Source organism: Paenibacillus sp. JSM ZJ436 (genome assembly GCF_044383795.1).
Taxonomy (GTDB): Bacteria; Bacillota; Bacilli; order Paenibacillales; family Paenibacillaceae; genus Paenibacillus_AQ; species Paenibacillus_AQ algicola.
In genome coordinates, this window is record NZ_JBISEO010000018.1 from 43,970 (window position 1) to 69,601 (window position 25,632).

A 25,632-nucleotide genomic window follows, 5' to 3' on the forward strand; every position below is an offset into this window, starting at 1 on the left:
ATGTTGGTACCAAAACGTGTAAAACACCGCAAGCAACAGCGCGGCCATATGAGAGGCCAAGCTAAAGGCGGTACAGAACTGAACTTCGGTGAATTCGGTCTGCAGGCTATGGAGCCGGGCTGGATCACGAACCGTCAGATCGAAGCTGCGCGTATTGCGATGACTCGTTATATCCGCCGTGGCGGTAAAGTATGGATCAAGATTTTCCCTGACAAGCCGATTACTCAAAAGCCTCTCGAAGTGCGGATGGGTAGCGGTAAAGGTAACGTTGAGAAATGGGTTGCCGTTGTGAAGCCAGGCAAGATCATGTTTGAACTTGGAGGCGTCTCTGAGGAAATCGCCCGCGAAGCGATGCGTCTTGCCGCTCACAAGCTGCCTGTAAAAACAAAGTTTGTGAAACGTGAAGAAGTGGGTGGTGAAGCAAATGAAAGCTAATGAACTGCGTAACTTGACCACTGCAGAAATCGAGCAAAAAATCGCCGGATTTAAAGAGGAACTCTTTAACCTCCGTTTTCAATTGGCTACTGGTCAGCTTGACAATCCGACCCGGATTCGTGACGTACGCAAAGAAATAGCTCGTGCTAAAACCGTGATCCGTGAAAGAGAACTTGGGATTAGTTAATGAAACAGACCCTGTTGTCTGTATTCAGAAAGGAGGCCAACAATGAGCGAAGAACGCAATGCTCGTAAGGTGCAAATCGGTAAAGTAGTCAGCGACAAAATGGATAAAACCATCGTGGTAGCTGTTGAAACTTATAAAAAGCATGACCTGTATCACAAGCGCATTAAATACACCAAGAAATTTAAAGCGCATGATGAGAACAACACGGCTCAAATCGGAGATACCGTTAAGATCATGGAAACTCGCCCTCTCTCCAAAGACAAGCGCTGGAGACTGGTTGAAGTTGTAGAGAAAGCGGTCATCATCTAAATATAGCAAGCAGCTTTTGTTGAAAGGAGGAAATATCAATGATTCAACCATTTACACGTTTGGCTGTTGCCGACAACTCTGGTGCGAAGGAACTGATGTGTATCCGCGTATTGGGTGGTACAGGTCGCCGTACAGCTCAAATCGGTGATTTGATCGTGTGCTCCGTTAAACAAGCAACACCAGGCGGCGTTGTCAAAAAAGGTGATGTAGTCAAAGCGGTTGTCGTACGCACTAAGCGTTCTGTACGTCGGAAGGACGGATCTTACATCTCTTTTGATGAGAATGCAGCGGTCGTTGTGAAAGAGGACAGAAGCCCGCGCGGAACTCGTATTTTCGGACCAGTCGCTCGCGAACTTCGCGAAAGAGACTACATGAAGATCGTTTCCTTGGCTCCGGAAGTTATCTAATTGGACGGATCAGTTAAGTAATGCTTGTGAATCACAGGCCCCAGGAGGTGTAACGAATGCCTAGAGTGAAAAAAGTTCTGGAATCCCATAACAATAAGCTTCACGTGAAGAAAGACGACAACGTGATTGTGATCAGCGGTAAGGACAAAGGCAAAAAAGGCCGCGTCATCGCAGCTTACCCTCGTGAGAACCGCGTTTTGGTGGAAGGCGTAAACATGATCAAGAAGCATCAGAAGCCAAGCCAGCAAAACCCGCAAGGTGGTATCATCGAGAAGGAAGCTCCAATTCACGTTTCGAACGTAATGCATGTTGATCCGAAGAGCGGAGGCGTAACCCGTATCGGTTACAAAGTGCTGGACAACGGCAAAAAGGTTCGCGTCGCTAAGAAATCCGGAGAAGCAATCGATAAATAAGACGTTAAGAAAGGAGGTCCTTGAATCATGGCAGCAAGAATGAAAGAACGTTTTCTGAATGAAGTAACTCCTGCTCTGATGCAGAAGTTCAGCTACAAAACAGTTATGCAGGTTCCGAAAATCGAGAAGGTAGTCATCAACATGGGTGTAGGTGACGCTGTTGCTAACTCGAAGGTGCTGGATTCCGCGGTGAACGACATGCAGTTGATCGCTGGCCAGAAGCCGGTTATCACCCGTGCTAAGAAATCCATCGCCGGATTCAAACTGCGTGAGAACATGCCAATCGGTGTGAAGGTTACTCTGCGCGGCGAGCGCATGTACTACTTCCTCGACAAGCTGTTCAACATTACGCTTCCACGCGTACGTGACTTCCGCGGCGTATCCACTAAAGCTTTTGACGGCCGTGGCAACTACACGCTTGGCTTGAAAGAGCAGCTCATCTTCCCAGAGGTTGAGTATGATCAAGTAGATAAGGTTCGTGGTATGGATATCGTTATCGTTACGACGGCTAAGTCGGACGAAGAGTCCCGTGAACTGCTGGCTCAACTGGGCATGCCTTTCGCGAAGTAACACCGTCGTTCTTTCTCCGAAACTATTTAGGAGGTGTCAGGCTAAGTGGCAAAAACTTCGATGAAAGTTAAACAACAACGCACACCAAAGTTCAAAGTGCGGGCTTATACCCGCTGTGAGCGTTGCGGTCGTCCACATTCGGTACTGCAGAAGTTTAAAATTTGCAGAATTTGTTTCCGTGAATTAGCTTATAAAGGCCAGATTCCTGGCGTGAAAAAAGCAAGCTGGTAAGAAGTTTATAACCGGGAAGGAGGTACACCCTACATGACTATGTCCGATCCAATTGCAGATATGCTTACTCGTATCCGTAACGCCAACACTGTGCGTCACGAGACAGTAGAAATGCCTGCATCGACCATTAAGAAGCAAATCGCTGACATTCTGAAGCGTGAAGGTTTCATCCGTGATGCAGAATTCGTGGAAGATAACAAACAAGGGATCATCCGCGTATTCCTGAAATACGGTTCCAATAACGAACGTGTTATTACAGGTCTGAAGAGAATCAGTAAGCCTGGTCTGCGTGTTTATACGAAGAGCAACGAAGTTCCTCGTGTACTCGGCGGTCTCGGTATCGCGATCATCTCTACTTCCAAGGGAGTAATGACCGACAAAGAAGCTCGTCAAAGCAAAGCCGGCGGAGAAGTTCTCTGCTACGTTTGGTAATTAACGTCACAAGATAGGAGGTGCAATGAATGTCCCGTATTGGTCGTAAACCAATTGCAATCCCAGGCGGTGTGGAAGTCACACTCGATAACTCTGTAATCACAGTTAAAGGACCTAAAGGTACCCTGACTCGTGCATTGCATAAAGATATGCAGGTTTCGGTAGAGAACAACGAGATCAACGTCGTTCGTCCTTCCGATCAAAAGACTCATCGTTCTTTACACGGCACAACCCGCAGCGTTGTCTCAAACATGGTCAGCGGTGTTACTGAAGGCTTCTCTAAGAACCTTGAGCTCGTGGGTGTCGGTTACCGTGCAACAAAGTCCGGTGACAAAATCGTTCTGAACGTGGGTTACTCCCATCCGGTTGAAATTACACCGGAGCCAGGAATCGAGTTTGAGGTTCCATCCAACACCAAGATTACGGTTCGTGGTATCGATAAAGAGCGCGTAGGTGCTTACGCTGCTAAGATCCGTTCCGTTCGTGAACCTGAGCCGTATAAAGGCAAAGGTATCAAGTACGAAGGTGAGCGTATCATCCGTAAAGAAGGTAAGGCTGGTAAGAAGAAGTAAGACTGATCACCTGCGGGTCAGCCCGCTGGCTTGGTCTAGTGTTAGCTTTTACTTACCCCTTGCATCTTAAAGTGAAGCTGTAAAGGCATAACTGAAAGGAGTGAAAGGGAAGCATGATCACCAAACAGGATAAGAACAAGGCTCGTTTGAAAAGACATCTGCGTGTTCGGAAGAAAATTCAAGGAACTGCAGAGCGTCCACGTTTGAACGTGTTCCGTTCTTCAAAACATATCTATGCTCAACTGATCGATGACGTAGCTGGCGTAACACTGGCTTCGGCTTCTACATTGGATAAAGAATTGAGCAGCGACATCTCCAACGGCGGCAGCGTGGAATCCGCGCGTAAAGTCGGTGAGCTGGTTGCAAAGCGTGCAGCAGATAAAGGCTACAAAGCAGTCGTGTTCGACCGCGGCGGATATCTGTATCACGGACGTATTCAAGCGCTGGCTGAAGCAGCTCGCGAAGCAGGCCTTGAATTTTAAGAAAATTTTCAAAAGGAGGTAAACGACTTGCGTGTAGATCCTAACACTTTAGAACTGACTGAAAGAGTTGTAAATATTAACCGCGTTGCTAAGGTTGTAAAAGGCGGTCGCCGTTTCAGCTTTAGCGCTCTCGTTGTTGTCGGTGATGGCAAGGGTTGGGTTGGAGCAGGTATCGGTAAAGCTGGCGAGGTTCCAGATGCCATTCGCAAAGCTATTGAAGATGCGAAGAAAAACCTGATCCACATTCCACTCGTGGGAACCACAATTCCTCACCAAGTAACAGGTCACTTCGGTGCTGGCCGCGTATTCATGAAGCCTGCATCTGAAGGTACTGGAGTAATCGCTGGCGGACCGGTTCGTGCTGTATTGGAACTGGCTGGCGTAGGCGACATTTTGACAAAATCATTAGGTTCTTCGAACTCCATGAACATGGTCAATGCAGCTTTGGAAGGCTTGTCCCGCCTGAAGCGTATTGAAGAAGTTGCGAAGCTTCGCGGCAAATCTGTCGAAGAGCTAATGGGTTAAGGAGGGAATCTCATGAGTAAACTTGAAATCACCCTCGTGCGCAGCGTGATCGGCCGTCCGGAAGATCAGCGTGTGACTGTGAAAACACTGGGCTTGCGTAAAATCAACCATTCCGTGGTTCATAACGACAATCCAGCTATTCGCGGTATGGTCAAGAAGGTTAATCACCTGGTTTCTGTTAAAGAAATTGAAGGTTAATCCCGGGTACTCAACCCGGATACATTAAGGAGGTGCAACGACAGATGAAGTTACATGAGCTGAGCCCAGCTGCAGGATCCCGCAAAGAGCGTAAGCGCGTTGGACGCGGAACAAGCAGTGGTACGGGTAAAACATCAGGTCGAGGTCACAAAGGACAAAACTCCCGCTCCGGCGGTGGCGTGCGTCCAGGCTTCGAGGGCGGTCAAAATCCGCTGTATCGTCGTCTTCCGAAACGTGGTTTCGTGAACCCGACCCGGAAAGAATACGCGGTTGTGAACATCGAAGAACTGAACAGCTTTGCAGAGGGTACTGAAGTGACTCCAGAAGTTTTGGTTGAGAGCGGCATCGTAAAAAATACGAAGAGCGGCATCAAAATTCTTGGTAACGGCGAAGTGTCCGTAAAGCTGACTGTAAAAGCGAATAAGTTCTCTCAAACTGCGGTAGAAAAGATCGAGGCTGCCGGCGGTAAAACCGAGGTGATCTAATGTTTAAGACCCTGCAAAATATATGGCGTGTCGAGGATCTTCGCAATCGGATCATATTTACCCTGTTAGTCCTCATTGTGTTTCGTATCGGCTCCTTCGTACCGGTTCCCGGTGTGAACAAGGATGTCTTTACGCAAAGCAACGAGGCGGGCAATGAGCTGTTTGGTCTCCTTAACACGTTTTCGGGGGGCGCGTTATCGCAGTTTTCGATCTTCGCTCTCTCGATCTTTCCATATATTACATCGTCCATTATCGTACAGCTTCTGTCGATGGACGTCATTCCGAAGTTTGCGGAATGGGCCAAACAAGGGGAACACGGTAAAAAGCAGTTGGCTCAGATTACTCGTTATGGTACGGTAATACTGGGTCTGATCCAAGCATTCGGGATGTCGATCGGCTTTAACCGCCTATACGGCACCGAGATGATTCCTAATGCAGGCTTTGTCGATTATCTGGTCATTGCGATCGTGCTGACCGCAGGTACATCCTTCTTGATGTGGCTCGGTGAGCAGATTACAGAAAAGGGTATCGGCAACGGTATTTCGATTATTATCTTCGCAGGTATCGCAGCTGGTATTCCAATGCATATCCGCTCTACAATCGAATCCAATTTCATTCAAGACAATCAGATTTTCCTGAACAGTCTGAAGGCAATTGTGATCGTACTGATCCTGATTTTGATTGTAACGGGCGTTGTGTTTATCCAGCAGGGGATCCGCAAGATTCCAGTACAATACGCCAAGCGTGTTGTAGGCAACAAAATGTTTGGCGGACAGAACACGCACATCCCGCTGAAGGTTAATGGCGCTGGCGTCATTCCGGTCATCTTCGCGATGTCGCTGCTTCAATTCCCCGTGATTCTGGCCAGCTTCTGGTCCACAACGGACTGGGCGAAGTGGATTACCGCTTATCTGGCTTATGACGCGCCGCTGGGCATGGTCCTTTATGTATTGATGATCATCGGTTTCACGTTCTTCTACACCTTCGTGCAGATGAATCCGAACCAGATGGCTGATAATATGAAGAAAAACGGCGGCTACATTCCGGGCATCCGTCCTGGTAAAGCTACCGAGAAGTACTTGACCCGTGTTATGACACGGTTGACGATGACAGGAGCGCTGTTCCTGGCCGTAATCTCTGTACTTCCTGTCTTCTTTGGCGCTTTGGCCGGCTTGCCTCGTACCGTCCAAATCGGTGGTACATCCTTGCTGATCGTGGTGGGCGTTGCGCTCGATACGATGAAGCAGATTGAGAGCCAGCTGATCAAGCGTCACTATAAAGGATTTATCAATAAATAAGTAATAGGTTCCGGGTAGTGGCTTATCCCCTTCCGGCACCTATTATGCTGTTCTAACTACAGGCTAGAGGAGGGACTAGGGTGAACATCTTATTCATGGGACCTCCTGGGGCAGGCAAAGGTACACAAGCAGAAGCGATCGTCAATACATTCGGTATTCCTCATATCTCTACAGGTGATGCATTTCGCCTGGCGATCAAGCAAGGAACACCTATTGGTGTGAAAGCCAAGGAATATATTGATCAAGGTCTGCTAGTGCCTGATGATGTGACGATCGGGATTGTGGAAGAGCGTCTGCAGCAGTCCGATTGCGAAAAAGGTTTCTTATTGGATGGCTTTCCAAGAACCCTTTCGCAAGCGGAAGCGCTGGATGACATTCTGAACCGCATGAACACCGGTCTGGATCACGTCATTAACCTGAAGGTTGACCGCGACAAGCTGCTTGCTCGTCTGACAGGACGCCGTATTTGTAAATCCTGCGGCGCTACCTATCATGTCATCTTCAACCCGCCTAAACAGGAAGGTATTTGTGATAAATGCGGCGGCGAGCTGTACCAGCGCTCTGATGATAATGAAGAGAGTGTGGGCATTCGCTTGGACGAATATATCAACAAAACAGCACCACTCCTCACGTTTTATGAAAATAAAGGCCTTCTGCGTCAAATGGATGGTGAACAGGAAATCGACGTGGTTTCGGAAGAGATTGCGTCTATACTGCGGGGCTCACGTGAATGATCATTTGTAAATCCGAAACGGAACTGGGCTTGATGAGAGAGGCGGGCCGGATTGTGGCTGAGTGTCACAAGCTGCTAGCTTCTCACGTTCAACCGGGGATAACCACGGGGGAACTGGACCACATAGCCGACGTGTTTATTCGCAGCCAAGGCGCTTTGGCGTCCTTCAAAGGCTACAACGGATTTCCTTCCAGCATTTGCGCATCAGTGAACGAAGAACTGGTGCACGGATTTCCCGGTACACGCAAATTGATCGAGGGCGATATCGTCACGTTTGATATCGGTGCACAGTATGAGGGTTACCACGGTGACTCGGCATGGACGTACCCGGTGGGCAGAATCTCTGATGAGGCTCAGCGCCTGCTAGAGGTTACAGAAGGCGCATTATATGCGGGACTGGCACTAATTAAACCTGATGTCCGCTTGTTTACAATCTCTCATGCCATCCAGCGTCACATCGAGGAGGCGGGCTTTTCCGTCGTCCGGGAGTATGTTGGCCATGGCGTAGGGGCAGAACTGCATGAAGATCCGCAGATCCCGAACTACGGCATTCCGGACCGGGGACCGAGGCTTAAGCCGGGCATGGTGCTCGCGATTGAACCGATGGTCAATGCCGGTAAACGGAATGTAAAGACGCTGGAAGACAATTGGACGGTTGTTACGGTTGACGGCTCATTGTGCGCTCATTTCGAGCATACAGTTGCAGTCACCGCAGAAGGTATGGAAATCTTGACGAAGCTGCCGGAGTAGGTGATACGTTGAATAAACCAGTCACATTGAGCTTGGGTCAGGTCGTTAGGATCTTGAGAGGCAAAGGTGCCGATCAGCATGCCGTTATCGTTTCTATTGAGGACAGCAAGTATGTTAAGATAGCGGATGGGCACAGCATTAAATTCGATCAGGCGAAGAAAAAGAATATTCTTCATCTGATGCCTCAATCCTTTATTAGCAGCGAAGTTGTAAACAGTTTGCAAGAAAGCGGTCGGGTAACAAATGGAAAGCTGCGGTTCGCCGTCAGCCGATTTTTATCCGAGAATCCGAATGCTGATCAGAAAGGAGAATGATTGTGGCCAAAGAAGATGTCATTGAAGTCGAAGGCACGGTCATCGAGCCGTTGCCGAATGCAACATTCAAGGTCGAGCTGGAAAATGGTCATCAGATTTTAGCTCACGTCTCCGGGAAGCTGCGGATGCACTTTATCCGTATCCTTACAGGTGACAAAGTGGTTGTCCAACTTTCACCATACGATTTAACTAAAGGTCGTATCACTTACCGTAAATAGATGTCGTTTCCGTCTGGAAACAACAAAAGCTGCGAAGCGGTTTTACTGATGTAAAACTTGGAGGAGGTAATTAACATGAAGGTAAGACCTTCTGTGAAGCCTATTTGCGAGAAATGCAAAGTCATTCGCCGCAAAGGGAATGTAATGGTTATCTGTGAAAATCCGAAACACAAACAAAAACAAGGTTAAAGAAGGGGGTGTAGCGTAATGGCTCGTATAGCTGGTGTGGATTTGCCACGTGACAAACGCGTTGAGATCGCCTTGACTTACATTTTCGGAGTCGGCAAAACGACTTCCCAGAAAATTATCAATGAAGCAGGCATCAATCCGGACACTCGTGTCCGTGATCTGACAGAAGACGAAGTAAACAAATTGCGCGAAACGATCGACGGTAATGTGAAGGTTGAAGGTGACCTGCGTCGTGAAATTTCTTTGAATATTAAACGTCTCTCGGAGATTGGCTGCTACCGCGGTATTCGTCACCGTCGTGGTCTGCCTGTCCGTGGTCAACGTACTAAAACCAATGCTCGTACACGTAAAGGTCCTCGTCGTACGGTAGCGAACAAAAAGAAATAAGAAAGGGGGATAACAGACAATGGCTAAACCAAAAAAAGTCGTACGTACTAAACGTCGTGACCGCAAAAATATTGAATCTGGCGTGGCTCACATCCGTTCCACGTTCAACAATACGATTGTTACCATTACGGATCCCCACGGAAATGCTATTTCTTGGGCGAGCTCCGGCGGCATGGGTTTCAAAGGTTCCCGTAAGTCCACTCCGTTTGCTGCACAGATGGCTGCTGAAACAGCGGCTAAAGCAGCAATGGAACATGGCATGAAGGCTGTAGAGGTTATGGTTAAAGGTCCGGGCGCTGGCCGTGAGGCAGCTATCCGTTCCCTCCAGGCTGCAGGTCTTGAAGTTAACCTGATCAAGGACGTAACACCAATTCCGCATAACGGATGCCGTCCGCCAAAACGTCGTCGCGTATAATGAAGTCATCCTGTTAATGTGGTATAAATCCGGTGCAATCTGCTAAGAATGGTTGTTTAGGCATACTACATGGATTACTGGATAAGATGACAGTTTCATATAGGAGCGACGTTTGAAGGAGGGGTACTTGCGTGATTGAAATCGAAAAGCCGAAAATTGAGACCGTTGATGTCAATGAGGAAGGAACCTATGGAAAATTCATAGTTGAACCGCTGGAGCGTGGTTACGGTACAACGCTGGGGAATTCTCTCCGCCGCATTTTGCTGTCCTCGCTGCCTGGCGCAGCTGTCACATCCATTCAGATTGACGGCGTTCTGCATGAGTTCTCTACGGTTCCGGGTGTCATGGAAGACGTGACTGAAATCATTTTGAACCTGAAGGCTTTGTCGCTGAAGATTCATTCCGACGAAGAGAAAGTGTTCGAAATTGATGCGGAAGGCGAAGGTGTCGTGACTGCCGGAGACATCCGTGCAGACAGCGATGTGGAGATTCTTAATCCGGATCTGCATATTGCGACGCTTGGCCCGGGTGCAAGACTTCATATGCGTGTTTTCGCCAATCGCGGTCGTGGCTATGTCCAGGCGGATCGGAACAAGCACGATGACCAGCCTATCGGCGTCATTCCCGTCGATTCGATCTATACGCCGATCAGCCGTGTCAACTACAGCGTTGAAAACACCCGCGTAGGTCAAGTGACCAACTATGACAAGCTGACTATGGAAATCTGGACGGATGGCAGCATTCGCCCGGAGGAAGCCGTCAGCCTTGGCGCCAAAATCCTGACCGAGCACCTCTTCCTATTCGTCGGTCTGACCGACGAAGCGAAGGATGCCGAGATCATGGTCGAAAAAGAAGAAGACAAGAAAGAAAAAGTGCTTGAAATGACGATCGAAGAGCTGGATCTCTCCGTACGTTCCTATAACTGCCTCAAACGTGCCGGCATCAATACGGTACAAGAGCTGACGACGAAAACTGAAGAGGATATGATGAAGGTCCGTAACCTGGGCCGCAAATCCTTGGAGGAAGTTCAAGAGAAGCTTGAAGAGCTAGGTTTGGGACTCCGTTCGGAAGAATAGTCTCGCGATTGCTTTAGCAAAGGAGGGAAAACACATGGCATACCAAAAGTTGGGCCGCGATTCCAGCGCGCGTAAAGCGTTGTTTCGTGACCTGGTAACTGATCTGTTCTTGTACGAGCGTATTCAAACAACCGAGGCGAAAGCCAAGGAAGTGCGTTCCATCGCTGAAAAGCTGATCACCAAGGCAAAGCGCAATGACCTGCATGCACGTCGTCAGGTAGCTGCATTTGTTCGTCGTGAAACGGTTGATGGTGAGCAGGATGCAATTCAAAAGCTGTTTGCTGAGATTGCACCTCGTTACTCCGAGCGTGCCGGCGGATACACTCGTATCCTGAAGCTGGGACCTCGTCGTGGTGACGCAGCTCCTATGGTTTATCTGGAACTGGTAGACCGCGCTTAATCATTACAATCTAACCTGTTAGATCACTATTGAAATCTTGTGGCTGCAGCCGAAAGGTTTCAATAACGACAGTGAGCTTTGCATCCGAAGTGACTGTAGTTATGTATGCCCGGCTCGTTACTGATTTATCCCCTGTGATAATCGTTCAGAGCCTAGATCAGGGACGTGGTTCGAGATGGAACATGCCGTACTTGTTCGGCTCCTCTCGGCTACACCTGTGGCATCGTAAGGTAGGCCTTCTAGTCATGCAGCTGACTGTGAAGGATCGGCTGGCATGATGAAAAGGAGCTCCTTGGTGGGCTCTTTTTTTAGGTGTTTTTGGACCAGGCTGCACTCACCTAACCGGGGAGAACGACATCAGGCACCAGGCAGGAGGGAAATTATGCGCAATCTTCTGATGAGAGTAAGCTACGACGGTACGAACTATAATGGCTTTCAGACACAGCCGGACGGCAACACCGTTCAGGATGTGATTGAGCAGGCCATCTACGGCTTGACGGGGGAATCGTTGAAAATCACGGCCTCAGGCCGGACCGATGCCGGCGTTCATGCTCGGGGACAGATTTTTAATTTCTGCTCCGCTGCCATGATTCCTCCGGAGCGGTGGTGTTCGGCTCTGAACTCCAGGCTGCCTTCGGACATTGTCGTAACTGATGCACAGGAGGTTTCGCTTGATTTTCATTCCCGCCGGGAGGCGAAGCGCAAAACCTACCGATATACGATTAACGCCAACCAGTTTCCGGATCCTTTTCATCTCCGTTATCAATTTCACCACTATGGCCGGCTGAATGTGAGCGCTATGGAGGAAGGCTTGAAGCATTTACTGGGTACGCACGATTACACCAGCTTTGCTTCCCGCCGCTCCACCAAGCCATCACATGTTCGGACGATTTATGATGCATGGATGGAGGTTGACACCAGCATGAGCCGGGATCACCCACGAGATCAGGGTGTCGTACACACCTATATCACGGGCAGTGGATTTCTACAGCATATGGTGCGGATTATTATGGGTACGCTGATTGAGGTCGGTGAGGGCAAGCGTACGCCTGAAAGCGTTAGGACTGCGTTAATCGCGCAGAATCGTGCAGCGGCAGGACCAACAGCGGTCAGCCATGGCCTGATGCTGTGGGACGTTGAGCTGGATGCAGCCTCATATATAATCAGGACATAATAGGCGCTGGGCTAATGCTGAGATCGCTGTTTTTGGAGACGGTGTAAACGTCCCGACAGCAGCGCTGTTTACAAGGTCATTACCTTAAAAAACACTTGCAGTTTATGCGTGTATCCTGTATTATATAAGTTGTGTTTTCTTAACGGCTCTCCCACAGCCCCGGTTGAGAAAATGCCGTAATACGATCCATCTAACACTTAAATTTGCTTCACACATGAACGAAGATAAATGATGAACATTTGAAACTTTTTCGGATGAATACAAGGAGGAAACTTAACATGCGTACCACCTATATGGCGAAGCCAAATGAAGTTGAGCGTAACTGGTACATCGTTGATGCCGAAGGCAAAACGCTTGGCCGTTTGGCAAGTGAAGTTGCGGCTCTGATCCGCGGCAAGCACAAGCCACAATTTACTCCACATGTGGATACTGGCGACTTCGTAGTCGTAATCAACTCGGAGAAGATTGTACTGACCGGGAAGAAAATGTCCAACAAGAAATACTACCGTCACTCCATGCATCCAGGTGGATTGAAAGTGACTGTTGCTGAAGACCTGATCAAGAAATTCCCTGAGCGCGTGATCGAAAGCGCCGTTCACGGCATGCTTCCTAAAACTCGCATGGGCGAGAAAATGAAGCTGAGACTTAAAGCATATGCAGGCACAGCACATCCACACGAAGCTCAAAAACCAGAAGTTTACGAACTTCAAGGTTAATTAAAAGGAGGACAGTTTCATGGCACAAGTACAATACTATGGGACAGGTCGTCGTAAGCATTCGGTAGCACGTGTTCGCCTTGTACCGGGTGAAGGACGAATTGTCATCAATAAGCGCGATATCAACGAATATTTCGGTTTGGAAACTCTCAAGCTGATCGTTAAGCAACCTCTGACACTGACTGAAACATTGGGCAAATACGATGTTCTTGTCATTGCTCATGGCGGCGGCATTTCCGGTCAAGCTGGCGCAATCCGTCACGGTATTTCCCGTGCATTGCTAAAGGCTGACCCTGAATTCCGTGGTTCTCTGAAGAAAGCTGGATTCCTGACTCGTGACCCTCGTATGAAAGAACGTAAGAAATACGGTCTTAAAGCGGCTCGTCGCGCTCCTCAGTTCTCCAAGCGTTAATATTGTTTTTGCTCTTACGAAAGCTCTTGGCCAACCGGCCAAGGGCTTTTTTTTTTTTGTGGTACGCCCAGCATGGGCGTCATCTCTAGGGTGAAAGTCCCGAACGGGGGCTGGCGAACGCCTACCGTTAGCCAAGAGCAAAGGTGTCTGCTGCGAGGCAGAATCTGAAGGAAGCTGGAGGCAAATGCACGAGCCAAGGTACACGAACTGGATTAGAGGCAAGAGTAGTCGGATGAGTCACCCACACATGACGAAATCCGAAGTCGCCAAGGGCTACGCTTGTAAACTCCAGTGGTTGCGGGCAGAAAGATGACGTTCTTATCTGGGGAGACCTGCGGAATACGCGAAGTTATTTCGTAACCGCGGCTGAGAAGCCGCGCTGAATCTGCAGGAGTCAGCAGAGGCCATAGTACGGGGGTACGGGACGCCGGAAACCGGAAGGGCCGAACCGAAAGGAGAGAGGAAACCGATGCGTTCGCATGAAGAGCAAAGACAGCAGAAAATCTCGCAAGAGAGCTCGCGGCAAAGAGAAGCGGTGAAGCCGTCAGGGTATGTCGGAGCGCCGAGTTCTTCGTCGGCACAAGTCGCCCCTTCCTCTCGCGAAGCGAATAACGACTTGTTAGAACGAATGCTCAGAGGAGATAACCTCAGGCTCGCCTACAAGCGAGTGGTACAAAACGGAGGAGCGCCCGGCGTGGACAGCGTAACGGTAGCGAATCTACAAGCTTACCTGAAAACACATTGGGAGACGGTGAAGACCGAGCTCCTTGCGGGAACCTACAGACCCATGCCCGTCAAACGGGTGGAAATCCCCAAACCCGGAGGCGGCGTGAGGCTGCTTGGCATCCCGACCGTGATGGACCGCTTTCTTCAACAAGCCCTGTTGCAAGTGATGAACCCGATCTTCGACGCGGACTTCTCAAGGCATAGCTACGGCTTTCGCCCTGGGAAGCGAGCGCATGACGCGGTAAAGCAAGCTCAACATTACATCCAAGAAGGCTTCCGCTGGGTCGTAGACCTGGACTTAGCGAAGTTTTTTGACCGAGTCAACCACGACATGCTCATGGCAAGGGTGGCAAGGAAAGTGACGGACAAATATGTGTTGAAGCTCATTCGTGCCTACCTAAATGCAGGAGTTATGGCAAATGGCGTGCTCGAGAAAACGGGAGAGGGTACGCCGCAGGGCGGACCATTGAGCCCGCTCTTAGCGAACATTCTGCTGGACGACTTGGACAAAGAGCTATCCGAACGAGGATCGCGATTCCTCCGCTATGCGGATGACTGCAATATATTTGTTGCGAGTAAACGTGCGGGAGAACGCGTCATGGATTCGGTAACACGCTTCGTAGAAGGGAAGCTGAAACTGAAAGTGAATCGAGAGAAAAGCGCGGTAGATCGCCCTTGGAACCGTAAGTTCCTCGGATTCAGTTTCCTGAGGGACAAGAAAGCGACGATTCGATTAGCCCCACAAACCATCTCGCGATTCAAAGAGAAGATGCGAGAGCTGACGAACCGAACGCGATCGATGTCTATGGAAAACCGGATTATGCAACTAAACCGCTATCTCATCGGCTGGATTGGCTATTTCCGACTAGCCTCAGCAAAAGGTCACTGCGAGAAATTCGACCAGTGGATTCGGCGCAGGTTACGTATGTGTCTCTGGAAGCCATGGAAACGGGTACGTACTCGTATCCGAGAACTCCGGGCACTCGGTGTCCCAGAATGGGCATGTTTTGTCATGGCTAACTCCAGACGCGGAGCATGGGAAATGTCTCGAAACACAAACAAAGCCCTTCCAACCTCCTATTGGGAAGCGAAAGGGCTGAAAAGTTTGCTTTCTCGTTATTTGGAGCTTTGTTAACCTTTTGGAACCGCCGTATGCGGACCCGCATGTACGGTGGTGTGAGAGGACGGAGGCTAGGCGCCTCCTCCTACTCGATGTACGCCCAGCATGGGTCTTTTGTTTTTCTGGGTGTCGCACTTCATATTACAATCTGTCATATGTAGAAGGATTATGTGTAGTCAAATGCGAAGTATTACGTGAACTCAATCAAGGGCTTCACTAAGCGAATAGGAGCCACCAGTTTGAACAACGTGTTAACGTTCATCCAACTTCCTATTAAATGTGTAAGGGTAAAAATTTTTTCTATTAATACCTGCAGCTTTATCATTCTTTAACTTGCACAATAAATCATATAGAGACCGAGATTTTATTGCGGAACCCTTCTATTTAAGTAGTCATTTTACAGATCACTTTATGATAAACTTAAACTTGAATTATATTGGAAATTCATCATAAGGAGGACTTAAAAATGTGTAAAGGCAAGACTCATTGGATTATTCCGGACGGGTATATTCCCCCAACTAGCTCAGGGGAACTGGTAAGTCATGAATCCGTATGTGTTCTAAATTTAAATGCGGATGAGATTACCGTTACGATTAATGCATATTTTGAGGATCGGGAACCGATTTTGGGGATGAATACTCAAGTGCCTGGGCAGCGCACCAGACATATCCGAACTGCGCACATCGAGTCAAGTAATGGTGTTTCAATTCCTGCTGGAGTGCCATATGCTATGGAGGTCATTGCTAGTAAACCTGCGTTTGTGCAGTATAGCCGACTTGACTCTACACAAGCAGAAAATGCACTAATGAGTGTTATGGCATATTCCGTAGATAAAGACTGATAATACAAGAGTCTTATTTAAGGTGTTGACAATATATAGGAATGGTCTATACTTAATTCATACTAATTACGTAGGATTATGTGGAATTAATAAGTACTGGAGGTCAAAGACATGAACTTATTAGAGAAAGAGCAGTTAATCCAAGAGCAGGCTATTGCATTAGAGACGGCTTCTGCTGAAGAAATCATTCGATACGCTGTTCAAACCTTTCCCAACATTACGTTTGCCTGCAGCTTTGGTGCAGAGGATGTAGTGCTGGTGGATATGGTTCAGAAGATCAGCCCGGGAACGGATATCTTTTATTTGGATACCGACTTTCACTTTGAAGAGACGTACCATACCCGGGATCGGTTAGTTGCGAAATATAATATGGAATTTGTACGCGTTGCACCAGTCCTCTCGCCGGAAGAGCAGGCGGCACAGCATGGAGATACGTTATGGCAGGTGAACCCGAACCAATGCTGCAATATCCGCAAGGTAGAGCCGCTCACACGAATTTTGTCTCAGTACGATGCCTGGATTACAGGGATCCGACGCGATCAGGCGCCCACACGCGCCAATGCCAAAAAGATCGAGTATGACAATAAGTTTGGCCTGGTGAAGTTTAATCCGATCGCAGATTGGACTCAGGATGAGGTATGGGCATATATCCGGGAGCATGACGTCATTTATAATCCGCTTCATGATCAGAATTATCCGAGTATCGGCTGCCACTATTGCACTCGTCAGGTGATGCCGGGTGAGGATCCGCGTGCTGGACGCTGGTCCGGGAATGAGAAAACGGAGTGCGGACTTCATAAATAAATCAATTCATACCTGAAGAAGAACAAGAACAGGAGGCTCACTTCATGACAATCATTCAGCCGCACGGTGGTGCGCTTATTAACCGTATTGCAGAACCGGAACGACGTCAGGCTTTATTGGAGTCTGCAGGCAACTTGCCTGCCATCCCTATCAATACATGGGCCATCTCAGATCTGGATCTGATCGGAGTCGGTGCGTTTTCACCCCTACAAGGCTTTATGAGTAAAAAAGATTATCGTGCTGTCCTGGACACAATGCGTTTGGCAGACGGAACCGTTTGGAGCATTCCCGTGACACTAGCTGTGCCTGATGCTACAGCCGTTACTTTGAGTGCCGGTGAGCAGGCCGCATTGATAGGAGAAGAGGACGGCGTGATCTACGCCATTCTGACCGTTGAGGACGTCTATAGCGTAGATCAGCGCGAAGAAGCGCTGAAGGTGTTCAAAACCGAGGACCCGGAGCATCCAGGGGTCAAGAAGCTGTTTGAGCGTCCTAATATATATGTGGGAGGCTCTGTAGAGATTCTCAATCGGCCTCAGCCTGCCCGTTTCCAGGAGTTTTACTTCGATCCGGCGCAGACACGTGCTTTATTCGAAGAGCGTGGGTGGAAGACCGTAGTGGGCTTTCAGACCCGCAACCCGGTGCACCGGGCCCATGAATACATTCAGAAGAGTGCTATGGAAATTGTGGATGCGCTGTTTCTGAACCCGCTCGTCGGTGAAACCAAGTCTGATGATGTGCCGGCTGATGTACGTATGAGAAGCTATCTCGCTTTGCTGGAGCATTATTACCCACAGGATCGCACATTTCTGGGCGTATTCCCGGCGGCAATGAGGTATGCAGGACCACGGGAAGCCATTTTCCATGCGATGGTCCGCAAAAATTACGGCTGCACCCATTTCATCGTCGGCCGGGACCATGCGGGGGTGGGCGATTACTACGGTACATATGAAGCCCAGGAAATTTTCCGCCACTTTTCAGCAGAAGAGCTTGGCATTACCCCGCTGTTCTTTGAGCACAGTTTCTTTTGTATCCAATGCGGCAATATGGCATCCAGCAAGACCTGCCCGCACGATAAGGAGCAGCACCTGACCTTATCCGGCACGAAAGTGCGCGGACTGCTGAGAGAGGGCAAGTGCCCGCCGCCGGAGTTCACACGGCCTGAGGTTGCAGCGATCCTCATTGAAGGCATGAAAGAGCAGGTCAGCGTCTAGAACGCCGCGACATATTTATCCATCTTGTCCCATACATATAAGTACAACACTTATAGGGACGAGGTGGATTTTTTATGTCCAGGCCGGAACGCGATAAGGTGACCATATGGATCTCCTGGAAAAAGATAAAGCAAAGCCTGATCGGGCTTGGACTGCTGCTTTTACTGCTTGCCGTAGTGACCTACGAAATTCCAACGAACAAAACCGTTCAATATTGGAGCCTGCCGCTGGCAGGAAAGGTAATCGCATTGGATGCGGGTCACGGTGGCCCGGATGGGGGAGCTGTCAGCCGCCAGGGCGTGATTGAGAAGGATATTAATCTGGCGGTCACGCTGTATTTGCGGGATTATCTTCAGCAGGCAGGAGCCTTGGTGATCTTAACGCGAGAAGGGGATTATGATCTGGCCTCTCCGGAAACCGCGGGATACTCCAAGCGAAAAACCGAGGATTTAAACAATCGGGTGCGGCTGATTGAAAATAAGCAGGCTGACCTGTTTATCAGCATTCATCTGAATAGCATTCCTTCTAACCGCTGGAGTGGTGCCCAAACCTTTTACCCACCGGGAAAAGAAGAAAGCAGACGCCTTGCGGAGCTGATCCAGGGTGAAATTCGTCACCAGCTCGAGAATACGCAGCGGCTGGCCAAGACGGATGACAAAATCTTTTTGCTGCAAGCGCTCAAAATCCCGTCCGCACTCGTAGAGGTCGGCTTTCTGTCTCATCCGCAGGAGTCCGAAATGCTGAGGGATGAGAAGTACCAGCGAAAGGTGGCAGCCTCTATATATAATGGCGTTCTGAGGTATAGTGCAGGAGAGCGCTCCAACTAATCGGCAGCACGGGTGAAGTAGTGGTATAATGTAGGCTGAATAACATTCCAGAGATTGAGCCACTAACCAAAGTTGAGGTGCGATTCGATATGCTGATAAGCAGAGAGCAGGTACAGGAGATTTTACAGCCGCTGCAGGACCCGGAGACTGGACAGAGTCTAATGGAGCTGCAACGCATTCGTGACATTGTAGTTAAAGATAACACCGTGCGTTTATCCGTCACGTACACAACCGAAGAGACGCGGACGCTGCTGAATGCGCAGATTCGAGAGCTGCTGCAGGCACTGGGAGCAGAGGATATTCATATCCGGATGCGGCCGCTGGAGGACAAGTCGAAGGAAGAAGAGCTGGACCGCGAGAAGCTGACCAAAGGACACGCAGCCGGGATGAAGCATGAGCTGCTGGCCCCGGAATCGGGCGTTCAGTTTATTGCGATTGCGAGCGGGAAAGGCGGGGTGGGGAAATCTACCGTGACCGTTAACCTGGCGACCGCGCTTGTCCGCCAAGGCAAGAAAGTCGGCTTGATCGATGCAGATATTTACGGCTTCAGCGTTCCGGACATGATGGGGATGGAGGAAGGCCCCGTCGTTACGGATGACGGCGTCATCATTCCAGTGGAGCGGTTTGGCGTCAAGGTGATGTCGATGGGCTTTTTCATTCGGGAGAACAGTCCGGTCGTGTGGAGAGGACCGATGCTGGGCAAGATGCTCCGTCAGTTTTTTGATGATGTAGCTTGGGGTGACCTGGATTACATGCTGCTGGATTTACCTCCCGGTACCGGTGATGTAGCGCTGGACGTGCACCAGATGATCCCGCAGAGCAAAGAGATTATTGTTACCACACCCCATGCCACGGCGGCGTTCGTAGCTGCAAGAGCGGGAGCTATGGCGCTTCAGACGAACCATGAGGTGCTGGGCGTTATCGAAAATATGGCCTATCGGAATTGTCAGCACTGCGGCGAGAAGGATTATATTTTCGGCCGTGGAGGCGGAGGAATGCTGGCAGACAATCTTCATACCGAACTGCTGGGACAGCTTCCATTAAGCGCACCGGACAACCTTCCGACAGATCCAGACTTCTCCCCATCGGTATATAAAGAAGACACTGAGAGCGGCCAGATTTATGAGGAGATTGCAAAGGCTGTAATTTCAAAGTGTGCATCCCGTTAAAACAACCAAAATGCATGAATTGTCCATAGACTAACAATAAACTCCCTGATTCCTATAATCAGGGAGTTTATTGTATGACCAGATTAGCACTGCGTTAGCTGCCACCACCACCGCTGCCTTCACCGCCGCTTTCCCCTTCACTGCCGCCTTCACCGCCGGCCTCCCCGCCATTTTCACTGCCGCCGCTCTCGCCGCCCTGCTCCTTTTCAACGGCTGGCTGCAGTTCATCCTTCACAACCGTCTTCAGCAATTGCAGGACTTCCATCCGGAAGAGCGGGTTTTGCATGGCCTCTTGCATAATTGTCATCGTCTGCTTGCGGTAATCCGGCGTTTTCGTCAGCTCTAAGAAGGATTTCATGATTTCAGGTGACTTCATAATTTCCTCCACGGACTTTTGATACGTAGGGTCTTTGATGAGCTGGAGATGAAGCTGCTTACTTTCAGCGTTGATCGCTTTAGCAAATTCACCTGCAAACAGGGGGTCGGTCATGATCTTCTCAATTTCTTTTTTATAATCCTCAGACACGAGTGTATCCTTGACGGCTAGACGAATATCGTCGCCCGACTGGGCCGACAAAATTTTAGCGCCAGAAGCTCCGCCGCTTTCGCCGGACGATGAGCCGCCGCCCAGAGCCTCCTCGACCGCTTTTTTGCCCTCGTCTGTTTTGAGGATATCAACCACCATGGATTTCATCTCTTTATAGCCCATCTGCTGGGCAGTATAGCCTTGATCGGAGCCGCACCCCGTTACTAATACCAAGGTGAGTCCCAGACCGCTGAATAAACAAAATAAAGGCCGCTTCATGCCCGTAGTCCTCCTTTGTGTGGGTGCTGTCCATAGTATGTGATGGAATGTAAGAAATATGTCGAAGTGAGCATGGTTTTTTATTGAGAAGGTTGGTAAAATAATGACTTGTGGGGGTGGAGATCACTTGAGCTTACGGAAGTGGGCAAGATTATTTTGGAAAACGATGCTGGTCGGCGCGATTGCCGCAGTGATCGCAGGTGTGGCGCTGCAGCTGGCGACAGGCAATATTGAGTTTAAGGGAGCGGTCGATCTGACCATCTATCCGTTAATCCTGCTGGGATACGGTGCACTAGTCAGTGTGTACTCGCAATTAGGTTTTTTTGCTTATCTAACGCTGAATTATATCGGAATTGGTGTATTTCGGCCAAAAACCTGGGGATACGTACAGCTCGTCTTGTCCGTACTGGCTCTGATGGAGCTTATTTTTCTGCGGACATTTGTGGGAAATCAACAGAATTTCACTTGGGATTTAATTATTGCGATCGGGATTCTGCTGACCGCCGTTGTCGTTACTTACTTCAAAGTAAACATGACAAACAGCAAAGCGCTGATCCCAACCATGTTTTTCATGCTGGCAGTGACCATTCTGGAAATCATCGGCGTATTAAAGATTGGTGAGAACAATGCCACTGTATTTTTGATTATTCCTTTACTGGCATGTAATGCCTATCAGATTCTGACGCTGCATAAAGTGACCCAGAACGTAGAAAAGAGCTAATTCAATTAGCTCTTTTTTTGTTGCAGCGTGTCTGGTTAGACAAGCATTTTCTATCCGGGCAGGTGTGAAGGGGAAGCGGGTTGATTCCTCACTTTAAATCATGTATATTGCTTTTATATCGACATTGGAGAAGGTCAAAAAAGGAGGAGCCATGTCACCACGAACTAAAGAACAGAATGATGCGATCCGGGAGATGCGGATGAGCCAAATTATGCAAGCGGCTGCAGAGGTCTATTTAGAGAAGGGAATTCAATTGGAAATTCGGGATGTTGCGCTCAAGGCTGAACTGGGATACGGAACCGTATATCATTATTACAAAAATAAACACATGCTTCTGGAAGATGTACTCTGGGATGCTCTTCTACGCATGGAGTCGGAGGTCATGCCTTTTTCAACTGAAAAAGAGTGCCATTTGCTTAAAGCAGCGTCATTTTCCAGGCAGCTCCTTCAAACGTGCACCCAAGATCCTTCCGTATTTATTTTACTTAAATCGGTTGCGGACAATTTTCATCACTTCCCGGGAAACCGGTTCAGCAAGCTGTTCACCGAGTTCCAACAACGAATCTACATCCCGTTTGTGGATATGATTCGTGAAGAGATCGATTCCAAGTCACCGGAATCCACAGCTGCCATTATATATGGTTCGCTTATCGGTTATGCCATGCTGAACATCCATCACCATATGCTGACTGAGATGGATATTGAAAGGATTGTGGATACGATTTTTTGGGGCATTCAGTCGAAGGAGAGATGAATACAATGGTTACTCTGAAATCAAGAGCAGAAATTGAAGAAATGAGAAAAGCCGGTCGAATTGTCGCTGCTTTTCATCAGGCCGTGTCTGATTTGATCGTGCCTGGTGTTACGACCCTTGATATCGAGTCGTTCGCGCTTCGGTTTCTGAGGGAGAAAGGCGCTAAGGCTTATACGATCGGATATAACGGTTATCCATTTGCTACATGTGCGTCAGTCAATGACGTCATTGCCCATGGGTTTCCGAACAGCAGACCGCTTGAGGAAGGTGATATTGTCACGATCGATATTGTTGCGGAAGCGGATGGCTGGATTGGAGATTCTGCTTGGTCTTATGCGGTTGGTGAAGTGTCGGAAGAAGCCCGTAAACTGATGCGGGTAACGAAAGAATGCTTAGAACTTGGCATTGAAAGAGCTATAGTCGGGAACCGTATAGGGGATGTGATGCACGCGGTGCAATCTCATGCTGAGCAGCATGGATTCTCCGTGGTTCGTGATCTGCTCGGACATGGTGTAGGACGGGAAATGCACGAGGAACCCAATTACCCTCATGTGGGCAGGCCTGGCAGAGGCTTTCGTTTAAAAGAAGGAATGGTTATGACGATCGAGCCGATGATCAACGCTGGAACAGCGGTCATGACGGTAGATGCTGATGGATGGACCGCGAGAACGGCTGACGGCTCGCTTTCGGCACAGTATGAACACACCATCGCTATTACTGCAGACGGTCCGATCATATTGACTACAATGTGAGTCACCCTGCCAATTCACTCTTTTAAAAACCCGTTTCCAGTCCACGGCCAAGCCGAAGAACCATTGCATAGCCTGGAAACGGGGATACAGGGCTATTTAATCCCTGTTACATTACTGACCGAAGCTTTGATCGTCATGTATTCAAATTCATCATTTTATCCCCATCGTATTGATTTCTTCTTCAGTCTCCTTGTATAAAAGAACATCCTCTTCCATCATTTCTTCATCCGAAGTACAAACTCATAGGCAACCCACCGTGGAAAGGAATTCGCCAGCTGTGCTAACATGAACTTAAAGGCTGTAGTACATCACAGTGAGCATTTAACGATTCACTGCATCCTCTATATGCTTTTGCATTGTAGATTGATCCTGAACGGGTGAGCCTTTGGTGCTGCTTTGCTGCAGCAAATCGGTTACTGTGACAAATTCATAGCCCTTGCGGCGCAGCTCATCAATAATGTCCGGAAGCGCTTCGTGAGTCTGTTTCACGGAGTCGCTGGCATGAAGCAGAACAATGTCTCCCGGGTGTGCCTTACTTACAACGCGATCTACAATCTGGTCGGTGCCAATGTTTTTCCAGTCCTGAGAATCGGTGTCCCACTGAATGACCGTATAGTTCAAGCTGTCGGCGATGCTCAGCACTCTTTTGTCGAAATCGCCGTTTGGAAGCCGGATTAGCCTCGGTTCTTGTCCCGTCACGGTGGTTAAAATAGAGTGAGCCGTTGTAATCTGCTTGCGTATTTCCTCATCTGACAGCGTACTATAGTTATCATGCTTAAATCCGTGACTGCCGATCTCAAAACCGCCTTCCTTGATCTTGCTCACGATATCAGGATGGCTTTTGCTCCAGGGTGCGGACAGGAAGAAGGAAGCCTTGGACACCCCCTTGTCTTTCAACACCTGTAAAATCGGCTCGGCGCGCTTCTCTCCCCAGCTAATGTCAAACGTCAAAGCAATCTGCTTCTTCTCCGTTGGGACACTGTACACGGCCGCAGGCGTGTTCTCCGAGAATACGGAAATATGATCACTTTCCACATAAATGACTCCGACCGCAAAGACGGCAGCAGCAAGAACAAAACTGAACCGCTTGATTTTCTGCCCATTCAAAACATAAAAGAAACTCATACCGGCAGGCTCCTCTCCCTTCATATTGCAAAAAGCTTGTTTACTAAAATCTATGCTCGTACCGATAACTTATTACTGTAAAGGAGGCAGCGTATGTATCGATTTACTACTTTTCTTAAAGACCTGGGCACGATTCGTGGTGCTCTGATTGTATCTGCTGTACTGTTTGTACTCGCGATCGCAGCGGGCTGGAACGCCAGCCGGGAGATCCAGGAAATCTTAGCTGGAGAAATTCAGGCCTTAGCAGAAACAAGCCAAAATTTGAGCGCGTCGGACAATCCGGAGCTGAGCTTTTTTGTGTTTATTTTTCTGAACAATGCGATCAAAAGTTTAATAGTCATGTTTGCAGGCCTGCTGATCGGAATTATTCCTTTCGTGTTTCTGGCCATGAACGGGATGGTGCTTGGTTTTCTCATGGAGCTGGTTCGTGCAAACGGTGGAGATCTCAATGAGCTTATCTTTAAAGGCTTGCTGCCTCACGGCATTATTGAAATACCGGTGCTCATCATTGCAGGAGCTTACGGACTCATGCTGGGTGCTCTGGTCATTCGAAGCATTCTTCCCGGTCAGAAAAAAGGGGAGGCTCTTGGCTTGAAGTGGAGAACAGCATGGAGAAAAACGGGCACGGCCTCTCTATGGATCCTAATACTGCTCTTCGTAGCCGCAATAATTGAAAGTACAATTACCCTGTGGCTGATGTCATAATTTTCCCGGATTATGAGCATACCTAATAAAGCAGTTTACGACCTATCGAATTTTGTTTATTGAACATTATGGATGGCAAGCAAGAAGGGTTAAAGTTCGACAGTTCATGCACATACATAGGGGAACGGAAGCGGGAGAGCAGAATAACCGCACCGGAATCCAGAGGAGGTCAGGATGATGCTCGGAATGCTATTTAACGAGAAAGAATGCAAAGAGCTGGATTACGTACTGCGAAAAGAGCTGGATGAAATGCTGCTGGATTTGAGTGACCAGCGATTGGATGCCAATATTAGACACGCTATTGCGAACCGGTACAAAACGGTGTTTCGGATGTATGCCCGGTTTGCGCCACAGAAAGAGCTTTCTAAATATGCGCGTAACGGGAAGTTTCCGCAAATCAAGCATTGAAATTCAAAAAAAAGGTTGACTGAGTCGGCGTATATATGATAAATTAATTTTCGCTTCCTTTGGCGATATACCGCCGATTCAGCAGCCAAGCAAGAAAGAGCTTCACCGCTCAAAAAAACTTTTTGAAAAAAAAGCTTGCAAGCTTGCTAGGAAGTATGATATATTATAAAAGTCGCCGCTGAGAGATGCGACGATGAAGAATGAAGAGAATTGATCTTTGAAAACTGAACAACGAGTGAGTTAAAGCGATCTTGCCTTCGGGTGAGATCAACAATGAGATTTTATAATCTCGTCAGTTTTGAAATGAGCAATTGAACTCAACTTTCATGGAGA

40 protein-coding genes are annotated in these 25,632 nt (G+C 48.7%); 38 read left to right on the forward strand and 2 right to left on the reverse strand.

All coding sequences use genetic code 11. From position 1 onward, the window contains the following. The 33 genes from rplP (at position 1) to ACH6EH_RS17585 (ending at position 20,029) form a co-directional block, all read left to right on the forward strand. A complete protein-coding gene (gene rplP / locus ACH6EH_RS17425) occupies positions 1-435 on the forward strand; it encodes a 50S ribosomal protein L16 (RefSeq protein ID WP_007132562.1) in 435 nt (144 codons plus the stop codon). Beyond that, on the forward strand, positions 425-622 hold the full coding sequence (gene rpmC / locus ACH6EH_RS17430; RefSeq protein ID WP_007132561.1) for a 50S ribosomal protein L29: 198 nt from the start codon (positions 425-427) through the stop codon (positions 620-622). Before rplP ends, rpmC begins: the two co-directional genes overlap by 11 nt. A 42-nt stretch (positions 623-664) precedes the next feature. Further along, on the forward strand, positions 665-931 hold the full coding sequence (gene rpsQ / locus ACH6EH_RS17435) for a 30S ribosomal protein S17 (RefSeq protein WP_025336666.1): 267 nt from the start codon (positions 665-667) through the stop codon (positions 929-931). 38 nt (positions 932-969) lie between these two features. Continuing rightward, on the forward strand, positions 970-1,338 hold the full coding sequence (rplN, locus tag ACH6EH_RS17440) for a 50S ribosomal protein L14 (protein ID WP_138227141.1): 369 nt from the start codon (positions 970-972) through the stop codon (positions 1,336-1,338). 56 nt (positions 1,339-1,394) lie between these two features. Next, complete coding sequence (rplX, locus tag ACH6EH_RS17445; protein ID WP_397333248.1) at positions 1,395-1,751, forward strand: 50S ribosomal protein L24; 357 nt, start codon at positions 1,395-1,397, stop codon at positions 1,749-1,751. A gap of 27 nt (positions 1,752-1,778) precedes the next feature. After that, positions 1,779-2,321: a 50S ribosomal protein L5 gene (rplE, locus tag ACH6EH_RS17450; RefSeq protein WP_397333249.1), complete on the forward strand. Its 543-nt coding sequence runs from the start codon at positions 1,779-1,781 to the stop codon at positions 2,319-2,321. Between the two features lie 45 nt (positions 2,322-2,366). Further along, positions 2,367-2,552 carry a type Z 30S ribosomal protein S14 gene (locus ACH6EH_RS17455; protein ID WP_013312154.1) on the forward strand — a complete coding sequence of 62 codons (186 nt, stop codon included), beginning with the start codon at positions 2,367-2,369 and terminating at the stop codon, positions 2,550-2,552. A 33-nt stretch (positions 2,553-2,585) separates the two neighbouring features. Continuing rightward, positions 2,586-2,984 carry a 30S ribosomal protein S8 gene (rpsH, locus tag ACH6EH_RS17460; RefSeq protein WP_006212908.1) on the forward strand — a complete coding sequence of 133 codons (399 nt, stop codon included), beginning with the start codon at positions 2,586-2,588 and terminating at the stop codon, positions 2,982-2,984. A gap of 29 nt (positions 2,985-3,013) precedes the next feature. Further along, positions 3,014-3,556: a 50S ribosomal protein L6 gene (gene rplF, locus ACH6EH_RS17465; protein ID WP_138227138.1), complete on the forward strand. Its 543-nt coding sequence runs from the start codon at positions 3,014-3,016 to the stop codon at positions 3,554-3,556. Positions 3,557-3,669: 113 nt separating this feature from the next. Next, on the forward strand, positions 3,670-4,038 hold the full coding sequence (gene rplR, locus ACH6EH_RS17470; RefSeq protein ID WP_138227137.1) for a 50S ribosomal protein L18: 369 nt from the start codon (positions 3,670-3,672) through the stop codon (positions 4,036-4,038). Between the two features lie 27 nt (positions 4,039-4,065). Next, on the forward strand, positions 4,066-4,563 hold the full coding sequence (rpsE, locus tag ACH6EH_RS17475; protein WP_138227136.1) for a 30S ribosomal protein S5: 498 nt from the start codon (positions 4,066-4,068) through the stop codon (positions 4,561-4,563). Positions 4,564-4,575: 12 nt separating this feature from the next. Beyond that, positions 4,576-4,761, forward strand: a complete 186-nt coding sequence (gene rpmD / locus ACH6EH_RS17480) for a 50S ribosomal protein L30 (RefSeq protein ID WP_138227135.1) — start codon at positions 4,576-4,578, stop codon at positions 4,759-4,761. Between the two features lie 44 nt (positions 4,762-4,805). Beyond that, positions 4,806-5,246, forward strand: a complete 441-nt coding sequence (gene rplO, locus ACH6EH_RS17485; protein ID WP_138227134.1) for a 50S ribosomal protein L15 — start codon at positions 4,806-4,808, stop codon at positions 5,244-5,246. Next, positions 5,246-6,544: a preprotein translocase subunit SecY gene (gene secY, locus ACH6EH_RS17490; protein ID WP_208204484.1), complete on the forward strand. Its 1,299-nt coding sequence runs from the start codon at positions 5,246-5,248 to the stop codon at positions 6,542-6,544. Before rplO ends, secY begins: the two co-directional genes overlap by 1 nt. A gap of 80 nt (positions 6,545-6,624) precedes the next feature. Then, entirely contained in the window at positions 6,625-7,278 is a 654-nt protein-coding gene (locus ACH6EH_RS17495; protein ID WP_138227132.1) for an adenylate kinase, read from the forward strand. After that, a complete protein-coding gene (gene map, locus ACH6EH_RS17500; protein ID WP_208204483.1) occupies positions 7,275-8,027 on the forward strand; it encodes a type I methionyl aminopeptidase in 753 nt (250 codons plus the stop codon). Before ACH6EH_RS17495 ends, map (ACH6EH_RS17500) begins: the two co-directional genes overlap by 4 nt. An 8-nt stretch (positions 8,028-8,035) precedes the next feature. Continuing rightward, on the forward strand, positions 8,036-8,341 hold the full coding sequence (locus ACH6EH_RS17505) for a KOW domain-containing RNA-binding protein (RefSeq protein WP_138227130.1): 306 nt from the start codon (positions 8,036-8,038) through the stop codon (positions 8,339-8,341). 2 nt (positions 8,342-8,343) lie between these two features. Then, positions 8,344-8,559, forward strand: a complete 216-nt coding sequence (gene infA / locus ACH6EH_RS17510; RefSeq protein ID WP_006212898.1) for a translation initiation factor IF-1 — start codon at positions 8,344-8,346, stop codon at positions 8,557-8,559. 75 nt (positions 8,560-8,634) lie between these two features. After that, positions 8,635-8,748, forward strand: coding sequence for a 50S ribosomal protein L36 (gene rpmJ / locus ACH6EH_RS17515; RefSeq protein WP_003333770.1), 114 nt, complete (start codon positions 8,635-8,637; stop codon positions 8,746-8,748). An 18-nt stretch (positions 8,749-8,766) separates the two neighbouring features. After that, positions 8,767-9,135: a 30S ribosomal protein S13 gene (rpsM, locus tag ACH6EH_RS17520; RefSeq protein ID WP_138227129.1), complete on the forward strand. Its 369-nt coding sequence runs from the start codon at positions 8,767-8,769 to the stop codon at positions 9,133-9,135. A 19-nt stretch (positions 9,136-9,154) separates the two neighbouring features. Beyond that, entirely contained in the window at positions 9,155-9,550 is a 396-nt protein-coding gene (gene rpsK, locus ACH6EH_RS17525) for a 30S ribosomal protein S11 (protein WP_054956043.1), read from the forward strand. Positions 9,551-9,681: 131 nt separating this feature from the next. Beyond that, positions 9,682-10,626: a DNA-directed RNA polymerase subunit alpha gene (locus ACH6EH_RS17530; RefSeq protein WP_138227128.1), complete on the forward strand. Its 945-nt coding sequence runs from the start codon at positions 9,682-9,684 to the stop codon at positions 10,624-10,626. Between the two features lie 34 nt (positions 10,627-10,660). Continuing rightward, on the forward strand, positions 10,661-11,026 hold the full coding sequence (gene rplQ / locus ACH6EH_RS17535) for a 50S ribosomal protein L17 (protein ID WP_138227127.1): 366 nt from the start codon (positions 10,661-10,663) through the stop codon (positions 11,024-11,026). Between the two features lie 71 nt (positions 11,027-11,097). Next, entirely contained in the window at positions 11,098-11,304 is a 207-nt protein-coding gene (locus ACH6EH_RS17540) for a hypothetical protein (protein WP_397333250.1), read from the forward strand. Between the two features lie 104 nt (positions 11,305-11,408). Next, complete coding sequence (gene truA / locus ACH6EH_RS17545; protein ID WP_208204482.1) at positions 11,409-12,200, forward strand: tRNA pseudouridine(38-40) synthase TruA; 792 nt, start codon at positions 11,409-11,411, stop codon at positions 12,198-12,200. A gap of 278 nt (positions 12,201-12,478) precedes the next feature. Beyond that, positions 12,479-12,916, forward strand: a complete 438-nt coding sequence (rplM, locus tag ACH6EH_RS17550) for a 50S ribosomal protein L13 (protein ID WP_138227125.1) — start codon at positions 12,479-12,481, stop codon at positions 12,914-12,916. 19 nt (positions 12,917-12,935) lie between these two features. Beyond that, entirely contained in the window at positions 12,936-13,328 is a 393-nt protein-coding gene (rpsI, locus tag ACH6EH_RS17555; protein WP_046680986.1) for a 30S ribosomal protein S9, read from the forward strand. A 469-nt stretch (positions 13,329-13,797) separates the two neighbouring features. Further along, positions 13,798-15,189 (forward strand): group II intron reverse transcriptase/maturase, encoded by a 1,392-nt coding sequence (ltrA, locus tag ACH6EH_RS17560; protein WP_397333251.1) that lies wholly within the window; start codon positions 13,798-13,800, stop codon positions 15,187-15,189. A gap of 451 nt (positions 15,190-15,640) precedes the next feature. Next, positions 15,641-16,015: a sensory rhodopsin transducer gene (locus ACH6EH_RS17565; protein ID WP_397333252.1), complete on the forward strand. Its 375-nt coding sequence runs from the start codon at positions 15,641-15,643 to the stop codon at positions 16,013-16,015. A 111-nt stretch (positions 16,016-16,126) separates the two neighbouring features. Then, positions 16,127-16,819 (forward strand): phosphoadenylyl-sulfate reductase, encoded by a 693-nt coding sequence (locus ACH6EH_RS17570; protein WP_397333253.1) that lies wholly within the window; start codon positions 16,127-16,129, stop codon positions 16,817-16,819. Positions 16,820-16,863: 44 nt separating this feature from the next. Next, positions 16,864-18,033, forward strand: a complete 1,170-nt coding sequence (gene sat / locus ACH6EH_RS17575) for a sulfate adenylyltransferase (RefSeq protein ID WP_397333254.1) — start codon at positions 16,864-16,866, stop codon at positions 18,031-18,033. A gap of 74 nt (positions 18,034-18,107) precedes the next feature. Beyond that, complete coding sequence (cwlD, locus tag ACH6EH_RS17580) at positions 18,108-18,860, forward strand: N-acetylmuramoyl-L-alanine amidase CwlD (protein ID WP_397333255.1); 753 nt, start codon at positions 18,108-18,110, stop codon at positions 18,858-18,860. A 92-nt stretch (positions 18,861-18,952) separates the two neighbouring features. Further along, entirely contained in the window at positions 18,953-20,029 is a 1,077-nt protein-coding gene (locus tag ACH6EH_RS17585) for an Mrp/NBP35 family ATP-binding protein (RefSeq protein ID WP_397333261.1), read from the forward strand. Between the two features lie 94 nt (positions 20,030-20,123). Here the strand turns inward: ACH6EH_RS17585 and gerD are convergent, their stop codons facing one another. Beyond that, on the reverse strand, positions 20,124-20,834 hold the full coding sequence (gene gerD, locus ACH6EH_RS17590; RefSeq protein WP_397333256.1) for a spore germination lipoprotein GerD: 711 nt from the start codon (positions 20,832-20,834) through the stop codon (positions 20,124-20,126). Between the two features lie 127 nt (positions 20,835-20,961). On the opposite strand from gerD, the gene ACH6EH_RS17595 reads away from it, so the two are divergent. From ACH6EH_RS17595 to map (ACH6EH_RS17605), 3 genes are all read left to right on the forward strand, one after another. Further along, entirely contained in the window at positions 20,962-21,555 is a 594-nt protein-coding gene (locus ACH6EH_RS17595; protein ID WP_397333257.1) for a KinB-signaling pathway activation protein, read from the forward strand. Between the two features lie 151 nt (positions 21,556-21,706). Then, a complete protein-coding gene (locus ACH6EH_RS17600; RefSeq protein WP_397333258.1) occupies positions 21,707-22,309 on the forward strand; it encodes a TetR/AcrR family transcriptional regulator in 603 nt (200 codons plus the stop codon). A 5-nt stretch (positions 22,310-22,314) separates the two neighbouring features. Continuing rightward, entirely contained in the window at positions 22,315-23,061 is a 747-nt protein-coding gene (gene map, locus ACH6EH_RS17605; protein WP_397333259.1) for a type I methionyl aminopeptidase, read from the forward strand. A gap of 321 nt (positions 23,062-23,382) precedes the next feature. Here map (ACH6EH_RS17605) and pdaB read toward each other — a convergent pair whose 3' ends face one another. Next, a complete protein-coding gene (pdaB, locus tag ACH6EH_RS17610; protein WP_138227117.1) occupies positions 23,383-24,186 on the reverse strand; it encodes a polysaccharide deacetylase family sporulation protein PdaB in 804 nt (267 codons plus the stop codon). A 93-nt stretch (positions 24,187-24,279) separates the two neighbouring features. Between pdaB and ACH6EH_RS17615 the strand changes: the two genes are divergently transcribed. After that, positions 24,280-24,891: a stage II sporulation protein M gene (locus ACH6EH_RS17615; RefSeq protein ID WP_397333260.1), complete on the forward strand. Its 612-nt coding sequence runs from the start codon at positions 24,280-24,282 to the stop codon at positions 24,889-24,891. Between the two features lie 177 nt (positions 24,892-25,068). Next, positions 25,069-25,299, forward strand: coding sequence for a hypothetical protein (locus tag ACH6EH_RS17620; RefSeq protein ID WP_046680992.1), 231 nt, complete (start codon positions 25,069-25,071; stop codon positions 25,297-25,299). Positions 25,300-25,632 lie beyond the last annotated feature (333 nt).

What these genes read in the sequence shown, in the direction of transcription:
- rplP (WP_007132562.1), top strand. Translation starts at nt 1, where the DNA reads ATGTTGGTACCAAAACGTGTAAAACACCGCAAGCAACAGCGCGGCCAT.
- rpmC (WP_007132561.1), top strand. Translation starts at nt 425, where the DNA reads ATGAAAGCTAATGAACTGCGTAACTTGACCACTGCAGAAATCGAGCAA.
- rpsQ (WP_025336666.1), top strand. Translation starts at nt 665, where the DNA reads ATGAGCGAAGAACGCAATGCTCGTAAGGTGCAAATCGGTAAAGTAGTC.
- rplN (WP_138227141.1), top strand. Translation starts at nt 970, where the DNA reads ATGATTCAACCATTTACACGTTTGGCTGTTGCCGACAACTCTGGTGCG.
- rplX (WP_397333248.1), top strand. Translation starts at nt 1,395, where the DNA reads ATGCCTAGAGTGAAAAAAGTTCTGGAATCCCATAACAATAAGCTTCAC.
- rplE (WP_397333249.1), top strand. Translation starts at nt 1,779, where the DNA reads ATGGCAGCAAGAATGAAAGAACGTTTTCTGAATGAAGTAACTCCTGCT.
- rpsH (WP_006212908.1), top strand. Translation starts at nt 2,586, where the DNA reads ATGACTATGTCCGATCCAATTGCAGATATGCTTACTCGTATCCGTAAC.
- rplF (WP_138227138.1), top strand. Translation starts at nt 3,014, where the DNA reads ATGTCCCGTATTGGTCGTAAACCAATTGCAATCCCAGGCGGTGTGGAA.
- rplR (WP_138227137.1), top strand. Translation starts at nt 3,670, where the DNA reads ATGATCACCAAACAGGATAAGAACAAGGCTCGTTTGAAAAGACATCTG.
- rpmD (WP_138227135.1), top strand. Translation starts at nt 4,576, where the DNA reads ATGAGTAAACTTGAAATCACCCTCGTGCGCAGCGTGATCGGCCGTCCG.
- rplO (WP_138227134.1), top strand. Translation starts at nt 4,806, where the DNA reads ATGAAGTTACATGAGCTGAGCCCAGCTGCAGGATCCCGCAAAGAGCGT.
- secY (WP_208204484.1), top strand. Translation starts at nt 5,246, where the DNA reads ATGTTTAAGACCCTGCAAAATATATGGCGTGTCGAGGATCTTCGCAAT.
- map (WP_208204483.1), top strand. Translation starts at nt 7,275, where the DNA reads ATGATCATTTGTAAATCCGAAACGGAACTGGGCTTGATGAGAGAGGCG.
- rpmJ (WP_003333770.1), top strand. Translation starts at nt 8,635, where the DNA reads ATGAAGGTAAGACCTTCTGTGAAGCCTATTTGCGAGAAATGCAAAGTC.
- rpsM (WP_138227129.1), top strand. Translation starts at nt 8,767, where the DNA reads ATGGCTCGTATAGCTGGTGTGGATTTGCCACGTGACAAACGCGTTGAG.
- rpsK (WP_054956043.1), top strand. Translation starts at nt 9,155, where the DNA reads ATGGCTAAACCAAAAAAAGTCGTACGTACTAAACGTCGTGACCGCAAA.
- rplQ (WP_138227127.1), top strand. Translation starts at nt 10,661, where the DNA reads ATGGCATACCAAAAGTTGGGCCGCGATTCCAGCGCGCGTAAAGCGTTG.
- truA (WP_208204482.1), top strand. Translation starts at nt 11,409, where the DNA reads ATGCGCAATCTTCTGATGAGAGTAAGCTACGACGGTACGAACTATAAT.
- rplM (WP_138227125.1), top strand. Translation starts at nt 12,479, where the DNA reads ATGCGTACCACCTATATGGCGAAGCCAAATGAAGTTGAGCGTAACTGG.
- rpsI (WP_046680986.1), top strand. Translation starts at nt 12,936, where the DNA reads ATGGCACAAGTACAATACTATGGGACAGGTCGTCGTAAGCATTCGGTA.
- ltrA (WP_397333251.1), top strand. Translation starts at nt 13,798, where the DNA reads ATGCGTTCGCATGAAGAGCAAAGACAGCAGAAAATCTCGCAAGAGAGC.
- ACH6EH_RS17565 (WP_397333252.1), top strand. Translation starts at nt 15,641, where the DNA reads ATGTGTAAAGGCAAGACTCATTGGATTATTCCGGACGGGTATATTCCC.
- ACH6EH_RS17570 (WP_397333253.1), top strand. Translation starts at nt 16,127, where the DNA reads ATGAACTTATTAGAGAAAGAGCAGTTAATCCAAGAGCAGGCTATTGCA.
- sat (WP_397333254.1), top strand. Translation starts at nt 16,864, where the DNA reads ATGACAATCATTCAGCCGCACGGTGGTGCGCTTATTAACCGTATTGCA.
- cwlD (WP_397333255.1), top strand. Translation starts at nt 18,108, where the DNA reads ATGTCCAGGCCGGAACGCGATAAGGTGACCATATGGATCTCCTGGAAA.
- gerD (WP_397333256.1), bottom strand. Translation starts at nt 20,834, where the DNA reads ATGAAGCGGCCTTTATTTTGTTTATTCAGCGGTCTGGGACTCACCTTG.
- ACH6EH_RS17600 (WP_397333258.1), top strand. Translation starts at nt 21,707, where the DNA reads ATGTCACCACGAACTAAAGAACAGAATGATGCGATCCGGGAGATGCGG.
- map (WP_397333259.1), top strand. Translation starts at nt 22,315, where the DNA reads ATGGTTACTCTGAAATCAAGAGCAGAAATTGAAGAAATGAGAAAAGCC.
- pdaB (WP_138227117.1), bottom strand. Translation starts at nt 24,186, where the DNA reads ATGAGTTTCTTTTATGTTTTGAATGGGCAGAAAATCAAGCGGTTCAGT.
- ACH6EH_RS17615 (WP_397333260.1), top strand. Translation starts at nt 24,280, where the DNA reads ATGTATCGATTTACTACTTTTCTTAAAGACCTGGGCACGATTCGTGGT.
- ACH6EH_RS17620 (WP_046680992.1), top strand. Translation starts at nt 25,069, where the DNA reads ATGCTCGGAATGCTATTTAACGAGAAAGAATGCAAAGAGCTGGATTAC.